The organism is Brevundimonas sp., assembly GCF_029945885.1.
In the GTDB taxonomy this organism is placed as follows: domain Bacteria; phylum Pseudomonadota; class Alphaproteobacteria; order Caulobacterales; family Caulobacteraceae; genus Brevundimonas.
Genome location: NZ_JAQSDK010000037.1, coordinates 309078 through 335579 on the forward strand (window position 1 = coordinate 309078; position 26502 = coordinate 335579).

Consider the following 26502-nt stretch of genomic DNA (forward strand, 5'->3'; position numbering starts at 1 on the left):
TGCGAGTCAATCGCATTCTCATTCGCAATACGGTCGATCGACCGCGCCGGCGTCAGACCTCGAATTTGACCCCCTGGGCCAGAGGCAGTTCGCTGGAGAAATTCACCGTCTGGGTCTGGCGGCGCATATAGGCCTTCCAGGCGTCCGATCCGCTCTCGCGACCGCCGCCCGTCTCCTTCTCGCCGCCGAAGGCCCCGCCGATCTCGGCCCCCGACGGGCCGATGTTGACGTTGGCGATGCCGCAGTCCGACCCCCAGGCCGACAGGAATTGCTCGGCCTCACGCACACTGTCGGTGAAGACGCAGCTGGACAGGCCCTGGGGCACGTCATTCTGCATGGCCACGGCGTCGTCGAACGTGCGCCAGGTCATCACATAGAGGATCGGGGCAAAGGTCTCGTGGCGAACAATCTCCGTCTGCGCGGGCATACGGACAATGGCCGGACGCACATAGAAGCCGTCACGCTCGACGCGGCTGCCGCCGGCCACGACCTCGCCACCCTGGGCCACCGCCTGGGCCAGGGCCGATTCAAAGCCCTGCACCGCATCCTCGTCGATCAGCGGGCCGACCAGCACGCCGTCGTCGCGCGGGTCGCCGACCGGCAGGGTCTGATAGGCCTTGGCCAGACGGGTCATCAGGGCCTCGGCCACATCTTCATGCACCAGCAGCCGTCGCAGGGAGGTGCAGCGCTGGCCGGCCGTGCCGACGGCCGAGAAGGCGATCGCCCGAACGGCCAGTTCCAGATCGGCGCTGGCCGTCAGGATCATCGCATTGTTGCCGCCCAGTTCAAGCAATGACCGACCCAGCCGTCCGGCCACGGCCTGGGCCACGGCCTTGCCCATCCGGGTCGAGCCGGTGGCAGACACGAGCGCGACCCGCGGGTCCCGGGCCAGGGCCTCACCGGTATCGCGGCCACCGATCAGCAGCTGGGCCAGACCCTCGGGCGCATCGCCGAACCGGGCCACGGCGCGTGCGAATACGGCCTGCACCCCCAGGGCCGTCAGCGGCGTCTTCTCCGACGGCTTCCAGATCACCGGATCACCGCACACCAGGGCCAGGGCCGCATTCCAGGCCCAGACCGCCACCGGAAAGTTGAAGGCGGTGACGATGGCCACCGGCCCCAGCGGCTGCCAGGTCTCGCGCATGTGATGGCCGGGCCGTTCCGAAGGCATGGTCAGGCCGTACAGCTGACGCGACAGGCCGACCGCGAATTCGCAGATGTCGATCATCTCCTGGACCTCGCCCAGGCCCTCGGACACGACCTTGCCGGCCTCGAGCGTCACCAGCATCCCGAGGTCGTCCTTGGCGGCCCGCAGCTCCTCGCCCAGCAGCCGGACCAGTTCGCCGCGACGCGGGGCCGGCACCCGCTTCCAGGCGTCGAAGGCCTGACCGGCGCGCACAAGGGTCGCCTCGATCGCGACCTTGTCCGCCTCGACCACGGCACCGGCCATGAGCCCGTCGATCGGCGAGCGCACCGCCAGGGTGCCGTCCCAGACCGCGGGCGCGACGCCCAGACGGGTCAGGATGGTTTTCGCGGCATTGGCGGTGGTGGTCATCAGAATTCTCCGTCCTTGAGCCGCCCCGCTTAACGCTCGCGGCCCGCGGACGAAAGCGGAACCGGCCGGACAGGGGTGCGCGGTCGCGACTGCGGACAGGGGACGCGGGCGTTTACCCGGCCTTCACCACGCGCCGGAACCCCCTGTTCACCGCCACCGCGGATAGTGGGACGCTAGGACAGGGAGACATCATGGCACGCGCACAATTCCAGAAGGGCCAGAAGGTCTGGGTCGAATGTGTCGGCGCATGGGCGCAGATCGAAAAGGTTCAGCCCGTCTGGGCCAAGGGGTTCGAGGAGCCGGTTCGCGTCACCTATGACGTCGGGCTCGGGCGCGAATTCCTCGGTCACGAACTGATGCTGCCGGTCGATGACGCCGCTGCGGTGCAGACGACCGATCGGTGGCGGCTGTTGCGCGCACGCAACAAGTGGCAGCAGGCCGACGAATGTCTTCACCACCCCTATCCCGGCACCTATCCGGTTGTGGTCACCGACGCCGCCGACTGGGGCGGCTGGCGCGTGCCCGGGGCCGAATACGATCGTGATCCGTCAAGGATCGAGTACCAGGCCCGCCTGATCGCCGCGGCTCCGGCCCTGCTGGCCCTGGCCGAACAGCTGGTCGCCGCTGTCGACGAGACGCCCGAGGATGCACCGCCCGAGACCCGGCGACTGGCCCAGGAGGCTCGCACCCTGCTCAAATCGGTCACCGACACCCTGATCTCCCCACAGGCAAACCCGGTAATGGCGTCCCAGGCGGCCTGACCGGCGTTAACCAAGGCTCGACACGAATCCGCGACGCAGCCTAGATTCGGGCCTTCGTCATCGAATCGTCCGGGAGAGCGCCTTGCGGGGCAATGAGCGCCGCATAACCAATCAGGGGCGACGGGCCTCTGACGGACGCCAGGGTGCGCCGGCGTGGCTCCGTGTCCTGATCCTCTTCCTGACCCTGGCGGTAGCGGCCTATGTCCTGCTGTTCGCCCGCGAGATTGCCCACCCCGGACGGGAAATCGACGCCCTTCGCACCCAGGCTGTCGCCAACGAGGCCCGGCTGCTGGCCTATGATCTGGACGCCCGGCTGAGTCCGGCCCGCGCCGGTCTCGAGGCCGCGGCCGAACGTCTCGACCAGACCCCCGACCGGCCCGTTGATGCCGTCGAACAGGCCCGCGCCCTGGCCCCGGACACAGGCTTTGCCGTCATTGATGTCGACGGTCGGGTGCTGGCCGCCACCGGCGCGGACTCTGCCGCCTTCAGCGCCACGACCGACGAATCCGGTGCCCCCCGCCTGTCGGCCGATGGCCGGTTCCTGCTGATCCAGATCGCGGGCATCAACAGTTCCGCCGTCGTCGGCCGGGTCCCCCTCCCGTCCCTGGCCGGTCGGATGGGCGTCGACCTGTGGCTGCTGCAGAATTCGCACTCCATCCTGGCCTCGGGCGAGCCGACGACCGGTACCGGTACCGGTACCGATCGTCTGGGTCTGGCGGCAGCGCCGATCCAGACGGACGGTCGGGTCGTTCCGGTCGGACTCGCGGCCGGCAGTCTGATCCGGGCCGCCGCGGCCGTCGGCGACACCGGGCTGATCGCCGTCGCCTCCGCCCCGGTCAATGTCGGAGCCAACGCCCTGCTCGATGATGCCTGGGTGCTGACCGTGCCGCTGGCGATCGGCATCGTCGTGCTTGGACTGGTCCTGCTGATGCAGCGCCGGCAGGCCCGGGCCAGCCGGGAATGGGCCGCCTCGGAACGCCGTTTCCGCGTCGCCGTCGAGGGTGCGCGCTGCGGGGTCTGGGAATGGGACCTTGAGGCGGACGAGGTCAATCTGTCCGACTTCATGGCCGTCCTGCTCGGCTTCGAGGCCGCCGGACCGGTTCCAGCCGCAGCCGTCCGCGAACGCATCCACCCCCGTTACCGCGAGGCGGTGGATCACGCCCTGCGCCAGGCCGCCACCTTCGGGGCCTTCGAGGTCACCTTCGCCGTGGCCGATGAACACGGCCGTGCGCGATGGATCGATGCCCGGGGCCAGTCCCGCGGATCACGCGGGGAAGCCGGCTTCTCCAGCATCCTCGGGGTCGCGCTCGACATCACCGAGGCCCGTCGCGCCAAGGCCCAGGCCCAGGCGGCCGAAAGCCGGTTGCGCGACGGTATCGAGAGCGTCTCGGACGCCTTCGTCCTGTTCGACAAACAGAACCGGCTGATCCTGTGGAACCAGGCCTTCCAGGACGCCTTCGGCTTCGAGGCCAATGTGGTCCGGAGGGGCGCGCTGAAGGATGACCTCAACCGGATCGCCGCCCTGGCCATCAAGGGTGACCATCCCGCGCCCGGCGGACGGGCCGGAGCCCGCGAGGTTGAGCTGTACGACGGTCGCTGGCTGCAGCTTTCGGAACGCTTCACCTCGGAAGGCGGCTCGGTGGTCACCGCCGCCGACATCACCGCGATCAAACGCCAGGAGGCCGAACGCAAGAAGGCGGCCGACGACCTGCAGGCCACGGTCGACCAGCTGGAGGTCAGCCAGGAGAAGCTGTCGCAGCTGGCGCGGAAATACGAGGTCGCCATGACCCGGGCCGAGGCCGCCAACCTGGCCAAGTCGGAGTTCCTGGCCAATATGAGCCACGAGCTGCGCACGCCGCTCAACGCCATCAACGGCTTCTCCGAAATCATGGAGGCCGAGATGTTCGGTCCGTTGGGCGACCAACGCTACAAGGGCTATGCGAGCGACATCCTCAAGTCCGGCCAGCATCTGCTGAGCCTGATCAATGACATTCTCGACATGGCCAAGATCGAGGCCGGCAAGCTGACCCTCCACTATGAGAAGGTGGCCCTGAAGGAGGTCTGCGAGGACGCCATCCGGCTGATGCGCGGCAAGGTCCAGGAGTGCGGCCTGACCGTCCACCTCGACGCGCCCGACCTGCCCGAGATCGACGCGGATCATCGCGGCCTGAAACAGGTCCTGCTCAACCTGATTTCCAATGCGGTGAAATTCACGCCGGAGGGTGGCGACATCACCGTGGCCCTGCGACGCGAAGACAATCGCATTCGCATCGCCGTGACCGACACCGGCATCGGCATCGCCGCCGAGGATGTCGCCCGCCTGGCCCGCCCGTTCGAACAGGTCGAGGGCCAGCATTCCAAGACCACCCAGGGCACCGGCCTCGGCCTGGCCCTGACCAAGTCACTGATCGAACTGCATCACGGCGAACTGCTGATCGAAAGCGAGCCGGGCCGGGGCACGACCGTCAGCTTCGCCCTGCCGATTGAACGGCCGAACGACCACCAGGCCGAGCAGGCCCGCGCGGCCTGATTCCTCGCCTCAGGGCGCGACCGGCGTTGCCGGTGCCTCGCGCAGGGTCTTGCGGTCACGACCGTGCCGCCCGTTACGCCCGCCGTTGCGGGCCAGGATGACCGACAGGGCCCGACGATCGTCGACATCCAGCGTGCCCAGCACGGTGACGGCGTCATTCTCGAGCCGAGATCGTCCGCGCAGCTCGGCGGTACGCGACTGCTCCAGCAGGGTGCGTACCTGATCAGCGTCGTAGGGTTCGGCCGCCGCGGCGGTTATGGCCGCGCGCCGGGCCGTCCGGGCCTCGTCGAAATCGGGGCGCGAGGCCATGGCCGTCGCGCGCAGTTCCTGACGGACCCGGTCACGAACCGTCGGGTCCATCGACTCCAGCATCATCCGGAACGGGACGCGGGGGCCGCGATGCTGGGACTCGACCCGGTTCTCGACCCGGGCCTGGCCCACCATCACCGTGACCCCGGCCGCAACCGCGAACAGATTCAGGGCGACCGAGGCGGCCAGCGCAATTTTCAGCGTGTTCGGGCTCACCCCAGAACCTCCGTGTCATCGACCCCGGCCAGGGTCGCCTGGTAGAGGACCGCATCGGCCTGGACGTCGGCCGTCATATGGGTGGTCAGGCTCAGGCCGGCGACGACACCGGCACAGGCCGCCGCCGCCCAGCCGGCTCCGGAGGCCAGCACCAGCCGGTCCAGCCAGAACCGCCGGGCCGGCCCTGGCTTGAGACCGGCGCGGGTCGCCGCGTCGATCACCCGGTCGCGCAGGGCGGCCGTGGCCTGGGGTCGGGGCGAGGCGGACAACAGGGTATCAAAGGCCATTGCCACATCGAACAGGGCGCGAGCCGCCGGATCGGTCGCCAGCAGACGCTCCGCCGCCGCCTGATCCGCCACCGGCCAGCGCCGCAGGTCGCCGCCATAGGCCTCAGCCAGGGCAGTGAAACGGTCCAGGGTCATCATCGTCCTCCCTCAATCCGCTCCCGGACACCCTCGGGTGCCAGGTCGGTCAGAGCCTGTCGCAGGGCCCGTCGCCCTCGGGCGAGCAGGCTTTCGAGCGCGTCCACACTGACACCCATCAAGGCCGCGGCCTCGATATTGGTCAGCTCCTGATAGTGACACAACACAATGGCCTCGCGCTGCCGCCCGGGCAGCCGGGCCAGGGCGGCATCGACCCTCAAACCCACGTCCGCCGCCAGAAGCCCCCGGTCCGGCGCGGCCGAGTCGTCGGCACGTTCGGGCAGGGTATCGGTCGGACTCTCGCGCCGTCGTCTCAGCCGATCGTAGCAGAGGTTCAGCGCCACCCGGTGCAGCCAGGTATCGAATTTGGCCTTGCCGGGCACCCAGCGCGGGGCCTGTCGCCAGGCCCGCACCATCGCCTCCTGGGCCACATCCTCGGCCTCGACCGGGTCGCCCAGCATGCGCTGCGCCAGCGCCAGCATGCGCGGCAGCTTGCGCGCCACCATGGCCTGAATGGCCGCGGGGTCGCCCTGACCCACGCGGCGCACCAGATCCTCGTCGGGGTCGTCGATACCAGCCAAACCGGGCTCTTTCGTTTCTGACCGAAAGGGCCGGTCGGTCGATGACCGCCTTCCCCGACATCATCCTACTCCGAAGCGGACGGCGCAGGCGACGCCTGTCTGTTCGTACGCCGCTCGCCCATCCGTTCACGCCGATGCTCGCGCATCTGCTGGCGTCCGGCCCGGCCTTCCTCGGCCGAGACATAGCCGTCGCTGTTGGCGTCGAGACGGGCAAAGGCTTCGGTTGCCCTGGCCTGGACCTCGGCGATCACCACCGGACCACGATCGGCCCCGTGACGCCCGCCCTGGTGCGCCATGTCGCCACCGTGTCCGCCCTGTCGGCCACCGCGGTGACCGCGGCTGCGTTCGCCACGGGCACCCGCTCGGCCACCTTCGGCGCGGGCCGCATGGGCTCCGTCGAACTCGCTGCGGCTGATGGTGCCGTTGTTGTCAGCATCCATACTGGCGAAACGGGTCGCATTCCGCTCGGCGCGATGGGCCTGCATCGCGGCCTGGCGTTCCTCGACCGTCACCGTGCCGTCGTGGTTGGCATCAACGGCGGTCAGGCGCTGGACGCGCTGCTGCACGAACTCGGCCTGGCTGACCCGGCCATCGGCATTGGCATCGGCACGCGCATGGCGCTGCGGCCCGGCGGCCGGTGCCTGCTGCGCCAGGGCGACGCCACCGGCGGCGGCGAGAGTCAGGGCGGCAAGGCCACCCAGCATGAGAGTCTTCTTCATAACGATCCGTCTCCAGAGACCGCAGAACTGGCGGTCGCAGTTTCCCCGTCTGGAAGGTCTAACGCCGGTCCGGTCAGATTCCGTCGCCGGGCGGAGGAAGGATCGTTTCAAAGGCCGCCCGTGCGGACTCGCGGACCTCGGTCAGGCGACGTTTCAGGGTTGGAAAGTCCGGTTCACCTGCCGCTTCGGCCAGGCGTTGCCGAAACCCTTCGGGTTCGGTTTCAGGGTCCGGCCGGTCCTCAAAGGCACAGCCGATCACCTGGGCCAGCCGTTGCTGCATACGCCAGGCCTCAGCCACCTGCGGATCCCCGGCCAGGGCCTCGAGAGTCGAGACGGTGAGGTCACCGCCCGTCGCGGCCCGGGTCAACTGGCGGAACTGGGCCACGAATTCCGCATCCACCTGCCCGCCCCTGACAAGCTTCAGGTCCCACTCGCCCCGGGACGGCCGTCCCTGATCCATGCGGTCCCGCATCCGTCGCACATCACCGGCCACGTCCGCCTCCGGCCGCGGACGGCGCAGCACGGCCTCGATCGCAGTCGCCACCCGGTCCCGGAAGGCCGGCTCACTGGCCCACACCACCCGCGCCCGCGTCAGCGTCATGAACTCCCAGGTATCGGCGTCGCTGGCATAGTAGTCGGCCAGGGTTCCGAGCCGCACCGCGACCGGCCCCTTGGAGCCACCCGGCCGCAGCCGCAGGTCGACCTCATACAGCCCGCCCTCGGCCGTATGCGACGACAGGGCCGCGATCAGCCTCTGGGTGAAGCGTGAATAGAAGACCTCCGGGCTCCAGCCCCGATCGCCGGACACCGCCTCCGGTGCCGCCTCATAGACGGTGATCAGATCGAGGTCCGAAGCGGCGGTCATCTCCCGCGACCCGGCCTTGCCCATGGCCACGATCGCCACCGCCCCACCCATCGTGCCGCCCATTCGTTCGGCCTCGGCCAGGGCCGCCGGGCCCAGGGCCCGCATCGCGCCGTCGGCCAGGGCCGTATAGGCGCGCCCGGCCGCCGCCGCTCCGGCCCGGCCGGTCAGGATCTGGACGCCGATCCGGAACATCTGCTCACGATGCACCCGCCGGACGACATTCATCGCCACTTCGAAATCCCCGGCGGATGCGACCTCGGCGATCAGCTGCTCCATCAGGCCGGTATCGGTGTCGAGGTCCCGCAGGAAACGCGCGTCCAGAATACTGTCCAGCGCGGCGGGATACCGGCCCAGGGTCCGGGCCAGACGTGGGGCGAAGGCCAGCACGCCCAGCACCATCTCGAACAACTGCGGCTGGGCCAGGAACAGGGCCTGGACCTGGACTCCGGCGCTGAGCCCCGAGAAGAAGACCGCGAACCGCCGGAAGGCCGCGTCCGCCGCCCCGGTCCGGGCCACCGCCGTCAGCAGTTGCGGGGCCAGTCGGGTGAACAGCTCCCGCCCCCGCGCACTGCGCGTCGCCGGGATCCGTCCGTGGTGCCAGCTGCGGATCGTGTCCGCCACCATCACCGGTTCGCTGAATCCCATCCGCCCCAGGGTTTCCAGGGTCTCGGGATCGTTCTCGACCCCGGTAAAGACGAGACTGCCATAGGGAGAGGACAGGTCTTCCTCCCCCTCGAACAGTTCGCCGTAGCGCCGGTTGACGCCCTGCAGGATCCGCTCGACCCGCGCATCGAAGCGCGCGAGATCGGCCTCACCCGCCAGGGCGGCCACGGCCGCGCGCCCGCGGTCGTCCTGCGGCAGGGTGTGGGTCTGTTCATCCTCCAGCATCTGCACGCGGTGCTCGAGCCCCCGCAGATCGACATAGGACCGGGTCAGCTCGGTCGCGACGACGGGGCGGATATGGCCCGCCTCGCTCAGGGCCTTCAGGGCGTCGGCGGTGCGGGGAGCCCGCAGGGCGGCGTCGCGCCCGCCGAGAATCAGCTGCTGGGTCTGGGCGAAGAATTCGATCTCGCGGATACCGCCCCGCCCGAGCTTCAGATTGGCCCCGGCCGCCTCCAGTCCGTCGCCGGTCTTGTGGACATGGATCTGGCGTTTGATCGACTGGATGTCGAGAATGGCCGGAAAGTCGAGGCTGCGCCGCCAGACGAAAGGCGTCAGGGCCTGCAGGAAGGCCGCCGCCGCCGGCGCATCGCCCAGCACGGCCCGGGCCTTGATGAAGGCCGCACGCTCCCAGTTCTGGCCGACCGATTCATAATAGGCCAGGGCCATCGGCGCGGCGACGACCGGCGGGGTCGAGGACGGATCGGGCCTCAGCCGCAGGTCGACCCGGAAGACATAGCCGTCCGCGGTCCGCTCCGACAGCAACCCGGCCAGGACCTGGGCGGCACGGTTGACGAAACGCTGAGCCTCGACGCCCGGGGCCAGCACCGCCTCCAGCGTCTCCGGCTCATAGAACAGCGACAGGTCGATATCGCTGGAATAGTTGAGCTCAAATGCCCCGTGCTTGCCCATGGCCAGGCCGAACAGGCCGGGGACGGGCCCTCGCGGATCGTCGGCGGCGGCGAGCAATTTCCCCGTCCCCCTCTGCTCGTAGGCCACAGCGGCGAGGGCCGCCTGGGCCGCGGCATCGGCGAAACGCGACACGGCCCCGGTGACCCGGTCCAGATCCCAGACCCCGCCCAGATCCGCCAGGGCCGTGAGCAGGTGCAACTCGGCCTTCAGCCAGCGCAGCGGGGCCTTCACGACTTCGGACGGCCCCTCGAGGGCCGCGGTATCCGCCAGGATGGCGGCGAGACGGTCGGACGGGTCCGCCTCGAGGATGGTGCGCAACCGGTCCGGCCAGCGTCGCGCCAGACCGGACAGATAGGGTGAGGCCGCGAACACCGGGGCCAGGGCCGGCCAGGTGCTGTCCAGCACGCCGGTCCAGCCGTCTGCGGCGGCGGCCTCCGACAGCCGCTCGAGGACCCGCGCGGCCGCTTCGACGTCGCGGACCGGGCCGCAGGGCTTCAGCCGCGGCCCGAGCGGTCCGGTCACGCCGCCGCTGCCGGCAGGATCAGGGCCACACGCAGGCCGGGCCCGAAGCCGCCGTATTCACCCGGCCCCTCGTCCAGTTGCACCCGGCCGCCGTGCGCTTCCAGTACCGCCGCCACCAGCGACAGGCCCAGACCCGAACCCGGCTCGGTGCGGCTGTTGTCGAGGCGCACGAACCGCTCCACCACCCGGTCGCGATCACCGTCGGGCACGCCCGGCCCGGTATCGGTGATCGAGAATTCGATATCGCCCGACGAACGCCGCCGGGCCCGCAGCATCACGGCCCCGCCCTCGGGGGTATATTTGATGGCGTTGTCGATGACATTGGCCAGGGCCTGGGCCAGGAACGGCCGGTTGGCGTCGATCATCAGCCCGGTTTCGATCTCGGCCGAAAACTCCAGCCCCTTGTCCTCGGCGGCGGGCTCATACAGTTCGGCCATGTCGGCAGCCAGTGAACCGGCGTCGAACACCACCGGATCGGGCGTGCGCCCGGCGGCGGCCTGCAGACGGGCGATGGCCAGGACAGTGTTGAAGGTCTTCAGCAGTTCGTCGGCCTCGGCGAGCGACAGTTGCAGCGCGTCGACCCCGTCGATCTTGCCCGCCTCGGCATCGATCAGGGCGACTTCCAGCTTGGCCCGCATTCGGGTCAACGGCGATCGCAGGTCATGGGCGATCGCGTCCCCGGCGTGCCGGACCGAGGCCATCGAGGCCTGAAGCCGGTCCAGCATGGCATTGAGGCCGGCCCCCAGTTCGTCCAGTTCATCGCCACTGCGACGGACCTCGACCCGGGCCTTGAGATCGCCCTCCTGCACGGCGGTGACGACCCGGTTCAGCCGACCCATCGCCTGTTCGACATTGCGGCTGACGATCAGTCCGCCGCCCGCGCCCAGCAGCAGCACCATCCCCATCGCCGCCCACAGGGCCTGGGTCAGGCGCGACAGGTATTTCTCGGTGTCGCCCAGGTCCTGGGCGACCAGCAGCATCTCGCCGCCCGACAGGGTCACCTGGACCCCCAGGGCCTGGTTGCGCACGACATTGCCCGCCGCGTCGGTGTCGGTGAAGCGGAAGGTCGCCCACTGTTCTCCACCACGATAGTTGTCGATCGGCGAGACATTGAGCGGCTGCCCGTTGGTCGCGCCCGCCGCCGACCGTTCGGTGACGCTGAGATCACCGGTGATCTTGCTGCCGTCGGACCGCATCAGCAGATAAAGATACGGACTGCGTTTGGTGACCCGTTCGACCAGGGCCTGGTTCAGCACATCAACGCCACGGGTGCGATAGAGGGCCGTCAGCACCGAGGTCTCGGCCCGCACATCGGCCTCGGCCCGCGCCCGGGCCTCGGAGGCCGAGGCGAAATAGACATAGGCCAGCACCGCGCTGGCCGCCGCCGCGAACAGGGCCAGGAACAGCAGCGTCAGCCGGAACGGCGTCCGCCGGAAGAGCGACGGGAGCTTCACGCCGACTAGGCCTCCAGCCGGTAACCCGCGCCGCGGACCGTCTGCAGCATCGCGCGGTCAAAACCCTTGTCGATCTTGGCGCGCAGCCGGCTGATGTGAACGTCGATGACATTGGTCTGGGGGTCGAAATGATATTCCCAGACCTTCTCCAGCAACATGGTGCGGGTCACCGACTGACCGGCGTGGCGCATCAGGAACTCCAGCAGCTGGAACTCGCGGGGCTGCAGATCGATCTCGGTCTCGCCGCGATGCACGGTGCGGGCGATCAGATTCATCTCCAGATCACCGACCTTGAGCACGGTCTGGACCCCGCCGGTCTCGCGCCGGCGCGATAGGGCGTCGACCCGGGCGATCAGTTCGGCAAAGGCATAGGGTTTGACCAGATAGTCGTCACCGCCGGCCTTCAGCCCCAGGACCCGGTCCTCGACCTCGCCCATGGCGGACAGGAACAGCACCGGCGTCTGGTCGCCGTCCTTGCGCAGGGTCTCGACCATGCCGATGCCGTCGAGGCGCGGCATCATCCGGTCCACGACATAGACGTCGTAGCCGCCCTTCTGGGCCTCCAGCAGGCCAAAGGCCCCGTCCACCGCATGGACTACGTCATTGCCCGCCTCGGTCAGGCCACGCACCATCGCCGTGGCCGCCTCCGCGTCGTCTTCAACCACCAGAATACGCATCGATCAGCCCCCGGAATTCAGATTCGCCGCCGATGTTAGCGCATCGGCGGCGATCCCGTCAGTTAAGGCTTAGTCAGCTTTCGGAAGTTCCAGCGCCACTGGGGTATTCCCCTGCGGCGTGCGGACCAGCAGGAAGACATCGTCCCGACCGGCCTGCCGCGATGCGGCCACCGCAGCCTGGACATCGGCCACGGTCTGCGCCTGGGCCGTGCCGGCCCGCAGGACGACAAAGCCCGGCTGGAAGCGGCGGTCGCCACCGGCCGCAACACCGGTCACGACGACCCCGTCCACATCGGCGGGGATGTCATAGCGCTGGCGCAGGGCCGGGGTCAGGGCAGCCAGGTTGAGTCCGGCCACCACCTGGCCGGCGGGCGTGGCGGCGGCGGGCGGGGCATCCGGTTCAGCCGCGCCGTTGCTCGCCAGCAGATCCGCCTGCGACGGCCGCGTGCCCGAGCGGACGTTCAGGGTCTGGCGGCGGTTGTTGCGCAGGATTTCAATATGCAGGGTGTCCCCGGCCTTGGCCCGCCCCACACGCCGGGTCAGGTCGGTGGAGCTGACGATCGCCGTCCCGTTCAGGCCCACGACGATGTCCCCGGCCTGGAGTCCGGCCCGGTCAGCCGGACCATCCGCCGTCACATTGTTGATGAAGGCCCCGCGGGCCGTGTCCGGCAGGCCCATGGACGCGCGCCACGGATCAAGATCACCGATCTCGACGCCGAGATAGCCGCGCTCGATCGTCTCGCCGCGCATCAGCCGGTCGGTGATCGGCTTGGCCAGCGACGCCGGAATGGCGAAGCCGATGCCGACCGACCCGCCGGTCGGCGAGAAGATGGCCGAGTTCACCCCGATGACCCGACCGTAGATGTCGAAGGTCGGCCCGCCGGAATTGCCGCGGTTGATGGCGGCATCGATCTGCAGGAAGTCGGTATAGGGATTGTCGGTGCCGCCGATGTCGCGCGACTTGGCCGAGACGATGCCGGCCGTGGCGGTGCCGCCCAGGCCGAACGGATTGCCGACGGCAACGACCCAGTCGCCGACGCGCGGCTCGGCCTGTTCCTCAAAGCTGACGAACGGCAGCGCGCCGCCGGACACCTTGATCACGGCCAGGTCGGTCGCTTCGTCGCGGCCGATCAGACGGGCCGGCAGTTCACGGCCGTCGCTCAGCTTGACGGTGATTTCCTCGGCATTCTCGATGACGTGGTTGTTGGTAACGATGAAGCCGTCGGCCGAGATCAGGAAGCCCGACCCGGCCCCCATCGCCGTCTCGCCCTCGTCATCAGCACCCGGATTTCCGCCCGGCCCCCTGGGAATCGGCACGGCTCCCAGGCCCGGGATGGTGATTGTCGCCGGGCGTGAGCGCTGGACCCGCGTCTTGACGTCGATCTGCACGACCGCCGGAGCGACCTGGGCGAAGATATCGGCAAAGCTGAGCGGCGCGCCCTGCGGCGGGGCGAAGGCCAGGCCCGCGGCACCGGCCGACGGGATCAGCTGGCCGACGGCCCGGGCCGGCTCGGCATGGGCACCGGGCCACTGAATGACGCCACCGGCGGTCGCGGCGGCGGCAAAGGTCAGGCCGACGGCGGCCCCCAGAATGAACTCCTTACGCTTCATCATCTCGGGCGTGGATCCTTTCAGGCGGGTGCCGCGCACCCGTTCATCAGTGAATATAGGACGGACTGGCCTGTAACCAAACCATCAAGCCCTGATGGTTGGTCCGCCCTCGTGCTCGTCATTGGGCGAAGATGAGTCAGGATCAGGGCAATCCGTCCCATCCCGCAACAGAACGGCCAGGCGGGCCTCCTCCTCCACGGACAGGGCCGCCACCTCGGGCCGCCGACGACGTCCCACCACGACCAGACCCGCCCCGGCCAGCAACAGCAGCGTCAGGGGGCCGAACCACAGCAACCAGGTCCCGGGCCGGACCGGCGGCTGGAACAGGACGAAATCGCCATAGCGTCTGACCAGATCCTCACGGATGGCCGCGTCGGACTGACCGGCGGCGATCTCCTCGCGCACCAGCCGGCGCATGTCGCCGGCGATCCCCGCCGGGCTGTCGGCGATCGACTCATGCTGGCAGACGACACAGCGGATATCGGCGAACAGGGCCCGGGCCCGGGTCTCCTGGCGCGCATCGGCCAGCGGCCGGTCCGGCGGGGCCGCCGGTTCGGCGGCCATCAGACCCACAGCCGCCACGGCGATCAGCAGGACCCGCCTCATGTCGCTTTCGGCCGGGCTCCGACCCCGACCCTCAGACGACGATCCAGCAGCGACAGCAGGGCCCCCAGACCCATGATCGCCGGGCCGAGGAAGATCAGCCGCGCCCACGGGTTCCACCACACCCGCACGGTCCAGGCCGGCTCCCCGGCCGGCGTGGCCCGGCGCTCACCCATCACCACATAGACGTCGTCCAGACCGCGGAAATCCAGCCCGACCTCGGTCGTGGTCTGTCCCCCGGCGGGGAAGAAGCGCCGTTCGGCCACGATCGCCCGCGCCGCCGCCCCATCCGGCCGCGCCACGGTCAACCGACCCTGTTCGGCCAGATAGTTGGGGCCCTCGACGATCTCGACCTGGTTCAGCCGCACGAGCCAGGGACCGGCGGTGACCTCACCGCCCAGGGCCACGACCTCCGCAGCCTCGACGCGATAGCCCGTCTCGACCACCGCCCCCAGGACGAAGACCCCCAGTCCGGCATGGGCCAGGGTCATGCCCCAGGTGCCCAGCGACAGTTTCCGCAACCGGCGGGCGGACGTGCCCAGCGGCCCCCGGAACAGACGGACCCGTTCGGCGATCTCGGTCAGTGTCCCCAGAATCAGCCACGCCCCGACGGCGATGCCGACGGCGGACAGCACCTGTTTCGGTTCAAACATCGCCCAGCCGGCCAGGCCGGCCACCAGGGCAAGACCCGCGGCCAGGGCCAGCCGCTGCATCGCGCCACGAACATCACCGCGCTTCCACGCCAGCATCGGGCCCGCCGGCAGGATCAGGAAGGCGACGATCATCAGCGGGGTGAAGGTGATGGCGAACCACGGCGGCCCCACCGAAATCGTCGCGCCGGACGCCGCCTCGAGGATGAGGGGATACAGGGTCCCCAGCAGCACCGTCGCCGCCGCCGCCGTCAGAAACAGGACATTGAGGACCAGGGCTCCCTCGCGGCTGACCGGGGCGAACACGCCGCCGCCTTTCAGGGTCGGGGCCCGCCAGGCGAACAGGGCGAAGGCGAGGCCCGCCGTCAGGCCCAGAATGGCCAGCAGCATCAGTCCCCGCTCCGGGTCCACGGCAAAGGCGTGGACGCTGGTCAGGACCCCGGAGCGCACCAGGAAGGCCCCCAGCATCGAGAAGGTAAAGGTCAGCAGGGCCAGGAAGACGGTCCAGCCCGCCAGGGCCCCGCGCCGCTCGGTCACCACGGCGGAATGCAGCAGGGCGGTGCCGGCCAGCCAGGGCATGAAGGAGGCGTTCTCGACCGGATCCCAGAACCACCAGCCGCCCCAGCCGAGTTCGTAATAGGCCCAGAAGGCCCCCAGCGTGATGCCGATGGTCAGCAGGCCCCAGCTCGCCAGGGCCCAGGGGCGCATCCAGCGGCCCCAGGCCGGCCAGAAGCTCGACTGGGCCCGCCCCTCGATCAGGGCCGCGACCGCCAGCGAGAAGGTCACCGAGAATCCGACATAGCCCGCGTAGAGTAACGGCGGATGGATGGCCAGGGCCGGATCCTGCAGCAGGGGATTCAGCGACGCCCCCTGGAAGGGGACCGGGTCCAGCCGGGCGAACGGGTTGGAGGTAAAGACGGCGAAGGCCAGAAACAGGGTCGACAGCGCGCCCTGCACGGCGACGGCCGAGGCCTTCAGACCGAACGGCAGCCCCCGGGCCCGGGCCAGGGCCCCGCCGAACACGGTCATGACCAGGCACCACAGCAGCAACGAGCCTTCGTGGCTGCCCCAGGCCGCGGCCACCTTGTAGAGCATCGGCTTGTCGGTGTGGCTGTTGGCGGCGACGTTGGCGACCGAGAAATCGCTCTGGGCAAAGGCGCTGATCAGCACCGCATAGGCCAGCACCACGGCTACGGCCGCCGCCAGAGCCGCGCCCTGGCCCGCGCTGGCGAGCACCGGACTGCGCCGGATCCGACCGGCCGCCGACAGACCCAGCTGAAGCGCCGACAGCGACATGGCCAGGATCAGGGCGAAGGCCCCGAATTCAACAATCACCGGTCTGTCGCTCCACCTTCAGGACGCCATTCGCCCTCCACCTTCAGCCGTTCGGCCACCTCGCGCGGCATATAGGTCTCGTCATGCTTGGCCAGAACCTGGGTGGCGAGAAAGCGGCGGTCGGGCTCGAAGGCCCCCTGGGCCACAATCCCCTGCCCCTCGCGGAACAGGTCCGGCAACTCGCCGTGATAGGTCACCTCGGTATCGGCGGCATTGTCCGTGACGACAAAGACCACCGCGCCGTCCGGCTGATGCCGGACACTGTCGACGACCACCAGCCCGCCCAGCCGCACGACACGCCCGGCCGGGGCCTTGTCCGGCGTGGCTTCCGACGGCGAGAAGAAGAAGGTCACCGTATCGCGCAACGCCCACAGCGACAGGCCGACGGCCAGGGCGAGGATCGGCGCGACCGCGGCGACCACCCACAGACGACGTCGTGCCTTCGGTGACCGGGGAAGCCAGCTCATGTTCCGGCCGCTCCGGGTCCGGTCGGCGGCAGACGGCGCTCAAGGTCGATGCGGCGCGGGTCGGCCGGGTCAAGCGTGGCGATCAAGGGCCCCCACAGGGTCCGGGCCGCCTGATTGTCGCCGCGGTCCAGCGCCGCCTCACCCAGGAAATAACGCGCGCCCAGCTGGCCCGGATCGCGCTTCAGGGCCTCGCGGAAGGCGGCTTCGGCGTCGCCACCGACGACCCCGTCCTGGGCCCGCACCAGACTCTCGCCCAGCCGGCCCCAGCTACGGGCATCATCCGGCTGGATCATCAGGGCCCGACGGAAGGCGGACGCGGCCCCGATCGGGTCCCCGGCCTCGAACCGGGCCACGCCCAGCATGACCAGGGCCTGATGGTCCTGGGGATTGTCGCGAACGACCCGGGCCGCCACCGCGGCCAGCTGCGGCGCTTCCAGCGACTCCAGATTTCCGGCCCACTGGTCGACGCGGCGCTGGAAAGGCTGGTCGGTCTGGCCGGGGACGCCGATCAGCACATAAAGACCAAGGGCGCAGATACCCGCGACCGCCAGTCCGCCCAGGACCCAGCGACGGTCGGCGGGACGCGAGACGATCGGCACCGGCTCGCCCCGGCCGGCCAACAGGCGACGCCCGGCCTCGGCCCGCGCCGATACCCAGGCCTCGGGACTCAGAAGCCCGCGGGCCTTCAGCTGGTCCAGCTCGTCCAGTTCACGCCGGGCCAGATCGGCCGGCCCCGCGGGCTCGCCGTCAACGCCGCGCCGGGCACCGGCCAGCACAAGGAGTCCGGCGAGCGCCGTGAGCAGTCCGGTCAGGATCCAGAATACCGTCATCGGCGGATGGTCTAGAGGCCGACGGGCAAGAGGGAAAGTGTTTCAACCGACATCGGCCGGGCAACATGGTCGCAGCCGGTCAGGCGACTGCCCTGGCGTTGCCGGCATCCGCCTTCGGCCGGGTCGCGGCCGCCACACGCCGCCTCACGGTGCGGGCGGCCTCCTCCTCATCGATCAGGACCAGGAAGTCGGCCGCGACCCTGACCAGTTCCAGCGCATTGCGCGGGTTGTCGAGCTCGCCGGCGTTCACAGAGCCGATCGCTTCTTCCGCGTAACGGCTCAGCTTCTGGGACAGGATCTCGACCACCTGTTTCCGCTCGGACTCACAGCCGAACACACCGGCAGGTCCGCGAACGGCCCCGACCAGTCGCAACAGGTCACGGGCTGCATCCACATCCGGGCCGTCGAACGGGGCGGCGAGATCCGGGGCCTTGCGGCTCATACCACCGGCAATCTGTACCTTCGCCAGTGGCAGGGCACCGTCGACCAGTTTCTCGCTGGTCCGCAGCAGGGCACACAGCCGTTTGGAGATCGCCACCCGGGCCTGCAGGGCCGACCGGCCCCAGGGACTGTCGGGTTGAAGCTGCAGGGTCGCCTCGAGTTCAGCCAGGACCACCGAACACCAGGCCACATCCTCGATCACGGGTTCGATCGGATCCGCGCCGGACTTGAAGGCACCGACGCGTTCGACCCGCCCGATCACCCCGGCGATCAGACGGTCGACGAACCCCGCCAGCTCCGAGGCGCTGAGGAAGGATTCCCGGCCGGCCGAGCCCGAGGCCTGGGTCAGGATGCGCAGGATCAGGACGGCGTCGACGAGATGGGAGAACAGGATTTCCAGAACCTGCTGCGCCCCGTCGGTCACGATTTCCGCGCTGTCGCGGATCATCAGGCGCAGTTCCGCGATCTGGTCACCGTCGGGGCGTTTGAGCCAGGTATCCAGCGACGACAGGCCTTTGCGGGCCAGATGGATCAGGTCGAGACTCGCCGCCAGATTCGCCAGACCACGGGTCCGCTCGGCCGGGGGTGAGAAGCTTTCGGGCCAGACGGCGTCGGGCTGGTCACGAACCACGGCGGCGGCGGCGAGACAGATTCGGTCGGCGATCCGGATGGTCTGGGGTCCATCCCGGTCGAGACGCGGCAGCAGGGCCGGTTCCCTGGCGCTGGCCAGCTTCCACAGGCGGGGCAGGACCCCGGCCGGAAAGACCACGCCTTCGACGGCATCCGGACGGGGACGGAACATCGGCAGGATCGGGCCCAGCACCAGGGCCCGCCGGCCACGGTCCACAACCTCTTCGTCCAGCAGGATCTCCAGCTGCCGGGCGCGCTCGCCCTTCATGCCCGAGACAGCCTTCTGCAACTGCTTGAGCATGGAGTCAGCGCATCGCTCAAGCAGCGGGGCCATGATCCGGTTGATGGACGCCTGTTCGGCCATGCCGACACCCCAGGACCGGAAGCTGCTCCGGATGCTCCAATCTGGGGGGATAGGGTTAACATCTGCTTCCCGTGATGGCGGGCCCCGGTGACGTCGGACTCAGGTCTCGGCGGCGGGCAGTTCGGCAATGACCTTGAGGCCGCCCATGGCGCTGGACGCCAGCGTCAGCCGCCCCTCATAGGCCCGGACCAGCTCATCAACGATCGACAGGCCGAGACCGGACCCCGGTGCGGTTTCATCCAGCCGCGCCCCGCGCTTCAGCACCTCGTCACGCTGGTCCTCCGGCAGACCGGGTCCGTCGTCCTCGACCACCACGGTCATCCGTCCCGGTCCGGACGAGGCCGCGACCACCCGAACGCGACGGGTCGACCATTTGCAGGCATTCTCGATCAGATTGCCGAGGATCTCCTGCAGGTCCTGGCGTTCGCCGCGGAAATCCAGCTCATCGGGGGCGCGCCAGTCGATCTCGACCCCCTTGGACTCGAACACCTGCTCCAGCATCACCGCCATCTCGTCGATGACCCCGGCGATGGGCGTGCGCTCGCCGATCAGCTGGGCCCGGGCCGCGGCGCGCGCGCGGCGCAGGTGATGGTCAACCTGGGCCTTCATGATGTCGGACTGGCGACGGACCATGTCCGGCAGCGCGCCCGTCGAGGTCCCGGCCTCGGCCAGCAGCACCGACAGCGGGGTCTTCAGCGCATGGGCCAGATTGCCGACATGGGTGCGCTGACGCTCGACGGTCTCCTGATTGTGGGTCAGCAGATGGTTGACCTGATCGGCCAGCGGCTGGATCTCCAGCGGGTAGCGATGGACGATCCGTGCCGCCTTGCCCTTGCGGACATCAGCGATCTCGTTGCGCAGGGAATAGAGCGGGCGCAGGCCGATCTGGACCTGGATCAGCACCGCCGCCGCCAGACCCAGCCCCATCACCAGCAGCACCACCCAGGTCACGGTGGCGAACTGCCGCGTATCGTTCTCGACGTCCGACCGATCGATCCCGGCCATGAATACCACCGGCGCGGTGCGGCCCGGCATCTGTTTCATACTGGCGGCGACCCGCAGCGGCTCTCCGCGCGGACCGACCGCATTATAGGTGATGGTCTGGCCGAAGGCCGCGCTCAGGCGCGGCGGCAGGTCCAGGGGCACCACCAGATCGGCCCCGGCCAGGGAGTCGGACCGCACCAGCGTTCTCAGCCGGCTGTCGCCGTCCGGCTCCGCCACCGCCCAGTATTTGCCGGACAGAGGCCGCAACGAGCGTGCATCCTTGATCTCGGCGGTCACGACCGTGTCGCCGCTGGCGTTCGAGGCCACCACCACCTCGTCGATGGTGTCGCTGAGTGTATTGCCCAGCCGGCGCAGGGCCGATTCCTGGAACAGGGAGGTCAGGACCAGGCCGGTCACCACCAGGGCGATCATGATCCAGGCCGAGGCCAGCCAGATCAGACGACGGGTCAGCGACCGTCCCGGACGCCCGAACCAGCGGCCCCAGGACTCCTTTACCGGCGGATCCGTCTCGACGCCTGCGCTGTCCGTCATCGCGGCGCGATCAGTCCGCGACCGTCTCGCCGGCCAGGGGCGTCAGCCGGTAGCCCAGGCCGCGCACCGTCTCGATCCGGTCGGCCCCGATCTTCTTGCGCAGCCGCCCGACGAAGACCTCGATCGTGTTGGAATCGCGATCAAAGTCCTGATCGTACAGATGTTCGACCAGTTCGGTCCGGCTGATGACCCGGCCCTGGTGCATCATCAGATAGTGCAGCAGCCGGTATTCCAGCGAGGTCAGCCGCAGCGGTTCGCCGCCGACACTGGCCCGGGCCGCGCGCGGGTCCAGCCTCAGGTCGCCACACGACAGGGTGGCCGATGCAATTCCGGCCGAGCGCCGCAGCAGGGCCCGCAGCCGCGCCAGCAGTTCCTCGGTATGGAAGGGCTTGGTCAGATAGTCGTCGGCCCCGGCGTCAAAGCCGGCGACCTTGTCGGACCAGGCCCCGCGGGCAGTCAGGATCAGGACCGGCGTGGTCTTGCCGTCGCGCCGCCAGCGCTCCAGCACCGAGACGCCGTCGATCTTGGGCAGGCCCAGGTCCAGCACCACCACATCATAGGGTTCGGTATCGCCCAGAAAATGCGCTTCCTCGCCGTCGGCAGCGTGATCCACCGCATAGCCGGCATCGCCCAGCGCGCCCTTCAGCTGACGGGACAGGTCAACGTCATCTTCGACCAGCAGCACGCGCATTCAACGCTCTCCAATGATGCGGCCGCTGCGCGCGTCCACGGTAATGTCGGCGATCCGGCCGTCCGGATAGGCCCAGCGCACCACGATGACATTGCCGCGGTCGCTGGCGTTCAGATAGCGGCCGGGCCGGCCGGCGCGGACACTACGTTCGGCCTCGGCCAGGCTGATGCGTTGATCGGGCTGGGCCTGGCGCTGACGCGGCTCCTCGCGCTGGCCGCGCGACTGGTCAAGGTCACGCGCAACCGCATCGGCCATCGGCACGGCGGTCATCAGGGCGGCAAGGAGAAGAACGCGGATACGGGTCATGAATACGGGTCTAGGCCTCAGCCTCTGAACGGCGGCTGAACAGCGACTGTAGGGATATTTAACCGCCATGGGCAGTCCGTTCGCCCAAACAGATGCGGTCGTCCACGCACCGCCCCGCACATGAACCGCAGATGACCCGCGCCGTTCAGATCAGGCTCAGCCGCCAGGCGTCAGTGTTCATTCCAACGCAGCCCCCCCCCGGACTGCGACAATGGAAGGACCGACCCGATGATCAAGAAAGCATTCCTCCCCGCCCTCGTCCTGGCCGCGGCTTCCGTCGCTGTCCCCGCCATGGCCCAGTCCTATGGCCACGCCCCGGCCCGTCAGTCGGGTCTGAGCATCAGCATCGGCACCGCCCCCGCCTATGGCCAGAACCGTGGCTACAGCCAGCCCCAATGGCAGTCGATCAACCGTCGCCAGGCCAACCTCGACCGTCGCATCGACGTCGGTGTCCGCAACGGGTCGCTGACGCGTCGTGAGGCGACCAGCCTGCGCCGTGAGTTCAACAACATCGCCCGGCTGGAGGCCAACTATCGTCGCAACGGCCTGAGCCAGCGGGAAATGGCCGATCTGGATCGCCGCTTCGACCGCCTGTCGATGCAGATCCGCGAAGAGCGCAACGACCGTCAGGCCCGCAATGACCGGTACGACCGCAACGACCGTCATGACCGTTACGACCGCAACGACCGCCATGACCGGAACGATCGCAATGGCCGCGACGGCCGCGACGGCCGCCACAACTAGAGCCGACCATCCTCCCCGGATGTCGAGGGCGCGATCCGCAAGGGTCGCGCCCTTTTCCGTGGTCAGGCCCTGAGGCGGCTTTCGATCACCGTCACGGCCCGACCCCGGATCAGCACCCGATCGCCGGCCGCCTCGGTCTCGATCTCGCCGCCGCGCCCCGGAAAGGCCTGCAGGAACCGCACGACCGGCCGCCCCAGCGTCTGCGCATACATCGGCCCCAGCAGACAATGGGCCGACCCCGTCGCCGGATCCTCATCCACGCCGCAGCCGGGGGCGAAGAAGCGGTCGATGACATCGACCCCGTCCCGCTCATCAGCCGGCGCGCAGACGATGACATGGCCGGCCTCGCCCGCCTCGCCCCGGATCGTCGCCAGCCGCCGGAAGTCCGGACTCACCGCCCGCACCGCCGCCGCATCGGCCAGCACCACCACCAGATAGCGCCCGGCCAGCACCGCGACCGGCGTCACCCCCAGGGCCTCGACCAGTCCTTCCGGCAGGGCCGTGGGCCGCGGTGGATCGGCGGGGAAGTTCATCTCGTAACCGTCACCGCGCCGCTCGACCATCAGCGGCCCCGACCGGGTGTCGAAGGTCAGCCGCGCCGCCGTCACGCCCAGCTCGGCCAGCAGCACATGGGCCGCCCCCAGGGTCGCATGGCCGCACAGGTCGACCTCCGCCGCCGGGGTGAACCAGCGCAGGTCGAACCGCGCCGGATCGGCGGTACGGCGCAGGAAGGCGGTCTCGGCCTGGTTGTTCTCCATCGCCAGGGCCTGCATCCAGCCGGCCTCCGGCCAGACCGCGAACGGCTCGACCACACAGGCCGGATTGCCCCGGAACGGGGCGGAGGCGAAGGCGTCGACGGTCCACTGGCGCATCAGGCGGGTCCTTGCGGTTCGATGACGGTGATCTCCGGCCAACGGCCCCGGGCGTTCTCGACCGTGCGGGCCCAGCCCCTGGCCACGCCGCGCAGCGGATTCGGTCGCAGGGTCATCGCGAACACATCCTCCAGCCCGAACGGCGCGGCGACGCTGATCGTGTCATCGGCCTCCAGCCGCACCCCGACCGCGAAGGCCGGGGCGACGAAACGGGACAGGGCCGCGTCGGTGTCGGGCAGCGCGTCGTAGGCCTCGCCGAACCTCTGTTCGAACCACAGATGGACCCGCGCCTGGTTGCGCACCTCGACCAGGTCCCGCAGCGGCGCGTCAAAGGCGGCCGCGACCCGTTTGATCACCCCGTCCTCAGCGTCCCAGCCGGTGTCGGGATCGAAATACCCCAGGTCATAGTCCTTGATGCCATAGCCGACCGGCCGCCCCGTCTGCGCATTCCAGACCGCCTGGTAGACGGCCCCGGAGAATATCCGCCAGTCGGGCAGGTCCAGCCCCCGCACCGTCGCCAGCACCTGCATCAACTGCGGATTGGCGCGAACGATGGTCGCCAGTCGGGTTTCGAGGTCGCTCATGTCCGGTCCCTCAGCGGCCAGCCGTGGTCCAGCGGCCCATGCCCCTGTCCCAGTCCCGGCGCGCGGCGGATGGCCTCGAACACATAGGCGCGGGCCTCGGCCACGGCGACCGCCAGCGGCAGGCCCCTGGCGATCCCGGCGGCGCAGGCGCTGGCCAGGGTGCAGCCGGTGCCATGGGTATGCCGGGTGTCGAGGCGCGGCCCTTCCATCACGGTCTCGCCGTCCAGGGTCAGCAGCAGGTCGATGACCGTGTTTCCGGCCACATGACCGCCCTTCATCAGCACCGCCTTCGCCCCCAGGGCCAGCAGGGCCTCGCCGGCCCGGCGCTGGCCGTCCAGATCGGCGACGGTGATTCCGGTCAGGGCCTCGGCCTCGGGCGCATTGGGTGTCAGCAGGGCGGCGCGGGGCACCATCAGCGACCGGACCGCCGCGATGCCCGCCGCCTGCAACAGCGGGGCCCCGCCCTTGGCGACCATGACCGGATCGACCACCACCGGCACGTCGACCGTGTCGAGGATGGCCGCGACCCGCTCGACCACCTCGGCGGTGCCCAGCATGCCGGTCTTGATCGCATCGGCACCGATATCGTCGAGCACCGCCCGCGCCTGGGCCGCGATCAGGTCCAGCGGCAGGGGATGCACGCCATGGACGCCGAGGGTGTTCTGCACGGTGATGGCGGTCACCGCGGTGGCGGCATAGCCGCCCAGCATGGTCACCGCCTTGATGTCGGCCTGCAGACCCGCCCCGCCGCCGGAATCCGACCCGGCGATGATCAGGACGCGGCCGGGGAATTGCGTGGGGACGGAAGCCATCCCCGTCAGATGCGTCAGTCCGCCCGGTCGGGCAAGCCCGCCATGACCGCCGCCTGCACCATCAGGGCCTGAACCGTCTCGCGCACGTCATGGACGCGGATCACCGCCGCGCCGCGCCGCGCCGCTTCCAGCGCCAGGGCCAGCGAGCCGCCCAGCCGGTCCCCGGTCACCGTGGCCGACGCATCGATCACCTGGATCATCCGCTTGCGACTGGCCCCGTACAGCACCGGAAACCCCGTCGCGACCAGCCGGTCCAGTCCGGCGGTCAGGGCCAGATTGTGCGCCGCCGTCTTGCCGAAGCCGATGCCCGGATCCAGCCGGATCCGCTCGCGCGCCACCCCGGCGGCCATGGCGGCGTCCGCACGGGCCAGCAGCCAGTGCGTCACCTCGGCGGCCACATCATCATAACGGGGATCGGCCTGCATGGTCCGGGGCTCGCCCCGCATATGCATCAGCACCAGATCGCAGCCCAGGTCCGCCGCGACCGCCGCACTGTCGGGCCCGCCGAGGGCACTCACGTCGTTCCAGATCGTCGCCCCGACCGCCATCGCGGCCCGGGCCACGTCCGGCTTCATCGTGTCGATGCTGATCGGCCCGGCCCAATGGGCCCGCAGCTGTTCGATGACCGGGACGGTGCGCGCGATCTCCTCGGCGGCATTGACCGGCTCCGCCCCCGGCCGGGTGCTCTCGCCGCCGATGTCGAGAATGTCCGCCCCCTGGTCGACCAGACGCAGCGCATGCGCCACGGTCGCCCCGACCGTGGCCAGCCGCCCGCCGTCCGAGAAACTGTCCGGCGTGACATTGACGATGCCCATGACCTGCGGCCGGCTCATGTGCTGCCCCCGCCGATCAACCCGGCCAGCGCCTCCAGATAGGCCCCGAACGCCGTGCGTCCGGCCCGGGTGATGGCCACCCGGGTCAGGGATTTGTTGTTGTGAAAACTCTTGGTGATGGTGACGAAACCCGCCTCCTCCAGCTTTTTCAGATGGACGGACAGATTGCCCTGGGTCGCCTCCAGCGCCGTCTTCAGCTCGGTGAAGTCGGCCGTCTCGGCATCGGCCAGATAGACCATGATCCCCAGCCGCATGCGGCCGTGGATGACGTCATCGATCCTGCCGAGGTCAGCGACACCCATGGGGAGTTCAGCCGCCCGTCGGCGCGGCGCGAGCGTCGCGGAACATGATCCAGCCCGGCAGCGCGAACAGCAGGAACAGGGCGACGGTGCAGACACCCAGATACCACAGGGGTTCGCGCACCAGCACGCCCAGGGCCACGGCCGTGGCCCAGCCGCCCAGCGCCGTGGCCAGCATCCAGCCCTTCCGCTTCAGCGTCCACGCCATATACCAGGCCGCGGCCTGCAGGGCGAAGACGATGGCCGCGTAATAGAGCCAGATCGCGAAGTCCTGATCCCGCACGGCCCCCACGCCGAACACGATCAGCACGGCGGCATTGGCCATGCCGGTGGCGTTGAAGGCCGCGCTGAGCGTGCGGGCGGCCAGCGCCCCGTGACGGGGCGGATTGTCCCGGCGGTCCTTGAGGATGGCCCAGGTCAGCACCGCGAGGAAGGCGACCGTGATCCCGGCCACGAAGACCAGGTTGGCCAGGTCAGGCCAATGGATGAGCCCGGTCACCTGACCCACATGGAACAGGCACTGCAGCCCGTAAAGCAGGCCGCCGGCCAGATAACAGACCGCCAGGGTCATCGGCGGACGCCAGCCCCCTTCAACGATCGACCGCATGAAGGCGAGATCGTCCTCGGGCGAATGCAGGCGGGGCTTGGCGGACTTGGCAGGCATGGGCGATTCTCCGGGGCCGGCTCTTTGCGATGGGGTGAACGAGCCAG

The 26502-nt window shown here is 69.6% G+C and carries 26 protein-coding genes; 3 read left to right on the plus strand and 23 right to left on the minus strand.

Annotated features, from left to right (window positions below; translation table 11 throughout):
• Window positions 1-52: 52 nt before the first annotated feature.
• Window positions 53-1555 (minus strand): aldehyde dehydrogenase family protein, encoded by a 1503-nt coding sequence (locus PSV00_RS14445; protein ID WP_300448558.1) that lies wholly within the window; start codon window positions 1553-1555, stop codon window positions 53-55.
• 191 nt (window positions 1556-1746) lie between these two features.
• Here PSV00_RS14445 and PSV00_RS14450 point away from each other — a divergent pair, with 191 nt between their 5' ends.
• Window positions 1747-2316 carry a hypothetical protein gene (locus tag PSV00_RS14450; RefSeq protein WP_300448560.1) on the plus strand — a complete coding sequence of 190 codons (570 nt, stop codon included), beginning with the start codon at window positions 1747-1749 and terminating at the stop codon, window positions 2314-2316.
• An 82-nt stretch (window positions 2317-2398) separates the two neighbouring features.
• The gene (locus tag PSV00_RS14455) at window positions 2399-4846 is read left to right on the plus strand and encodes an ATP-binding protein (RefSeq protein ID WP_300448562.1); all 2448 of its coding nucleotides are present in this window, start codon (window positions 2399-2401) and stop codon (window positions 4844-4846) included.
• Between the two features lie 9 nt (window positions 4847-4855).
• Here PSV00_RS14455 and PSV00_RS14460 read toward each other — a convergent pair whose 3' ends face one another.
• From PSV00_RS14460 to PSV00_RS14535, 16 genes are all read right to left on the minus strand, one after another.
• Window positions 4856-5371 carry a periplasmic heavy metal sensor gene (locus tag PSV00_RS14460; RefSeq protein ID WP_300448565.1) on the minus strand — a complete coding sequence of 172 codons (516 nt, stop codon included), beginning with the start codon at window positions 5369-5371 and terminating at the stop codon, window positions 4856-4858.
• Window positions 5368-5793 carry a hypothetical protein gene (locus tag PSV00_RS14465; RefSeq protein WP_300448567.1) on the minus strand — a complete coding sequence of 142 codons (426 nt, stop codon included), beginning with the start codon at window positions 5791-5793 and terminating at the stop codon, window positions 5368-5370. The genes PSV00_RS14460 and PSV00_RS14465 overlap by 4 nt, the downstream gene beginning before the upstream one ends.
• Window positions 5793-6374: an RNA polymerase sigma factor gene (locus tag PSV00_RS14470; RefSeq protein ID WP_300448569.1), complete on the minus strand. Its 582-nt coding sequence runs from the start codon at window positions 6372-6374 to the stop codon at window positions 5793-5795. Before PSV00_RS14470 ends, PSV00_RS14465 begins: the two co-directional genes overlap by 1 nt.
• 65 nt (window positions 6375-6439) lie before the next feature.
• Window positions 6440-7093, minus strand: a complete 654-nt coding sequence (locus tag PSV00_RS14475) for an EF-hand domain-containing protein (protein WP_300448570.1) — start codon at window positions 7091-7093, stop codon at window positions 6440-6442.
• A 73-nt stretch (window positions 7094-7166) separates the two neighbouring features.
• Window positions 7167-10052, minus strand: coding sequence for a bifunctional [glutamine synthetase] adenylyltransferase/[glutamine synthetase]-adenylyl-L-tyrosine phosphorylase (locus PSV00_RS14480; protein WP_300448573.1), 2886 nt, complete (start codon window positions 10050-10052; stop codon window positions 7167-7169).
• Window positions 10049-11506, minus strand: a complete 1458-nt coding sequence (locus tag PSV00_RS14485) for a HAMP domain-containing sensor histidine kinase (protein ID WP_300448577.1) — start codon at window positions 11504-11506, stop codon at window positions 10049-10051. Before PSV00_RS14485 ends, PSV00_RS14480 begins: the two co-directional genes overlap by 4 nt.
• Before the next feature lie 5 nt (window positions 11507-11511).
• On the minus strand, window positions 11512-12183 hold the full coding sequence (locus PSV00_RS14490) for a response regulator transcription factor (protein WP_300448580.1): 672 nt from the start codon (window positions 12181-12183) through the stop codon (window positions 11512-11514).
• 69 nt (window positions 12184-12252) lie between these two features.
• Window positions 12253-13797 (minus strand): trypsin-like peptidase domain-containing protein, encoded by a 1545-nt coding sequence (locus tag PSV00_RS14495; protein ID WP_300448583.1) that lies wholly within the window; start codon window positions 13795-13797, stop codon window positions 12253-12255.
• An 81-nt stretch (window positions 13798-13878) separates the two neighbouring features.
• The gene (locus PSV00_RS14500) at window positions 13879-14400 is read right to left on the minus strand and encodes a cytochrome c-type biogenesis protein CcmH (RefSeq protein WP_300448584.1); all 522 of its coding nucleotides are present in this window, start codon (window positions 14398-14400) and stop codon (window positions 13879-13881) included.
• Window positions 14397-16382, minus strand: coding sequence for a heme lyase CcmF/NrfE family subunit (locus PSV00_RS14505; RefSeq protein WP_300448586.1), 1986 nt, complete (start codon window positions 16380-16382; stop codon window positions 14397-14399). The genes PSV00_RS14500 and PSV00_RS14505 overlap by 4 nt, the downstream gene beginning before the upstream one ends.
• Complete coding sequence (gene ccmE, locus PSV00_RS14510; RefSeq protein WP_300448588.1) at window positions 16379-16849, minus strand: cytochrome c maturation protein CcmE; 471 nt, start codon at window positions 16847-16849, stop codon at window positions 16379-16381. Before ccmE ends, PSV00_RS14505 begins: the two co-directional genes overlap by 4 nt.
• A complete protein-coding gene (ccmI, locus tag PSV00_RS14515) occupies window positions 16846-17679 on the minus strand; it encodes a c-type cytochrome biogenesis protein CcmI (RefSeq protein ID WP_300448591.1) in 834 nt (277 codons plus the stop codon). The genes ccmE and ccmI overlap by 4 nt, the downstream gene beginning before the upstream one ends.
• Window positions 17680-17758: 79 nt before the next feature.
• Window positions 17759-19114 (minus strand): hypothetical protein, encoded by a 1356-nt coding sequence (locus tag PSV00_RS14520; RefSeq protein ID WP_300448594.1) that lies wholly within the window; start codon window positions 19112-19114, stop codon window positions 17759-17761.
• Window positions 19115-19213: 99 nt separating this feature from the next.
• On the minus strand, window positions 19214-20650 hold the full coding sequence (locus tag PSV00_RS14525) for a sensor histidine kinase (RefSeq protein WP_300448597.1): 1437 nt from the start codon (window positions 20648-20650) through the stop codon (window positions 19214-19216).
• A 10-nt stretch (window positions 20651-20660) separates the two neighbouring features.
• Window positions 20661-21341: a response regulator transcription factor gene (locus tag PSV00_RS14530; protein WP_300448600.1), complete on the minus strand. Its 681-nt coding sequence runs from the start codon at window positions 21339-21341 to the stop codon at window positions 20661-20663.
• A complete protein-coding gene (locus tag PSV00_RS14535; protein ID WP_300448603.1) occupies window positions 21342-21647 on the minus strand; it encodes a hypothetical protein in 306 nt (101 codons plus the stop codon). It lies immediately after the preceding gene.
• A 228-nt stretch (window positions 21648-21875) separates the two neighbouring features.
• On the opposite strand from PSV00_RS14535, the gene PSV00_RS14540 reads away from it, so the two are divergent.
• Window positions 21876-22391, plus strand: a complete 516-nt coding sequence (locus PSV00_RS14540) for a hypothetical protein (RefSeq protein WP_300448606.1) — start codon at window positions 21876-21878, stop codon at window positions 22389-22391.
• A 62-nt stretch (window positions 22392-22453) separates the two neighbouring features.
• On the opposite strand, the gene PSV00_RS14545 is transcribed toward PSV00_RS14540, so the two are convergent.
• The 6 genes from PSV00_RS14545 to PSV00_RS14570 are packed head-to-tail and all read right to left on the minus strand — an operon-like array spanning window position 22454 to window position 26455.
• Window positions 22454-23263, minus strand: coding sequence for a PhzF family phenazine biosynthesis protein (locus tag PSV00_RS14545; RefSeq protein WP_300448609.1), 810 nt, complete (start codon window positions 23261-23263; stop codon window positions 22454-22456).
• A complete protein-coding gene (locus PSV00_RS14550) occupies window positions 23263-23847 on the minus strand; it encodes a nucleotidyltransferase family protein (protein WP_300448612.1) in 585 nt (194 codons plus the stop codon). The genes PSV00_RS14545 and PSV00_RS14550 overlap by 1 nt, the downstream gene beginning before the upstream one ends.
• Window positions 23844-24659: a bifunctional hydroxymethylpyrimidine kinase/phosphomethylpyrimidine kinase gene (gene thiD / locus PSV00_RS14555; RefSeq protein ID WP_300448615.1), complete on the minus strand. Its 816-nt coding sequence runs from the start codon at window positions 24657-24659 to the stop codon at window positions 23844-23846. The genes PSV00_RS14550 and thiD overlap by 4 nt, the downstream gene beginning before the upstream one ends.
• 14 nt (window positions 24660-24673) lie before the next feature.
• On the minus strand, window positions 24674-25492 hold the full coding sequence (gene folP, locus PSV00_RS14560; RefSeq protein WP_300448617.1) for a dihydropteroate synthase: 819 nt from the start codon (window positions 25490-25492) through the stop codon (window positions 24674-24676).
• A complete protein-coding gene (locus PSV00_RS14565; protein ID WP_300448620.1) occupies window positions 25489-25794 on the minus strand; it encodes a transcriptional regulator in 306 nt (101 codons plus the stop codon). Before PSV00_RS14565 ends, folP begins: the two co-directional genes overlap by 4 nt.
• A 7-nt stretch (window positions 25795-25801) precedes the next feature.
• A complete protein-coding gene (locus PSV00_RS14570) occupies window positions 25802-26455 on the minus strand; it encodes a hypothetical protein (protein WP_300448623.1) in 654 nt (217 codons plus the stop codon).
• Window positions 26456-26502: the final 47 nt, after the last annotated feature.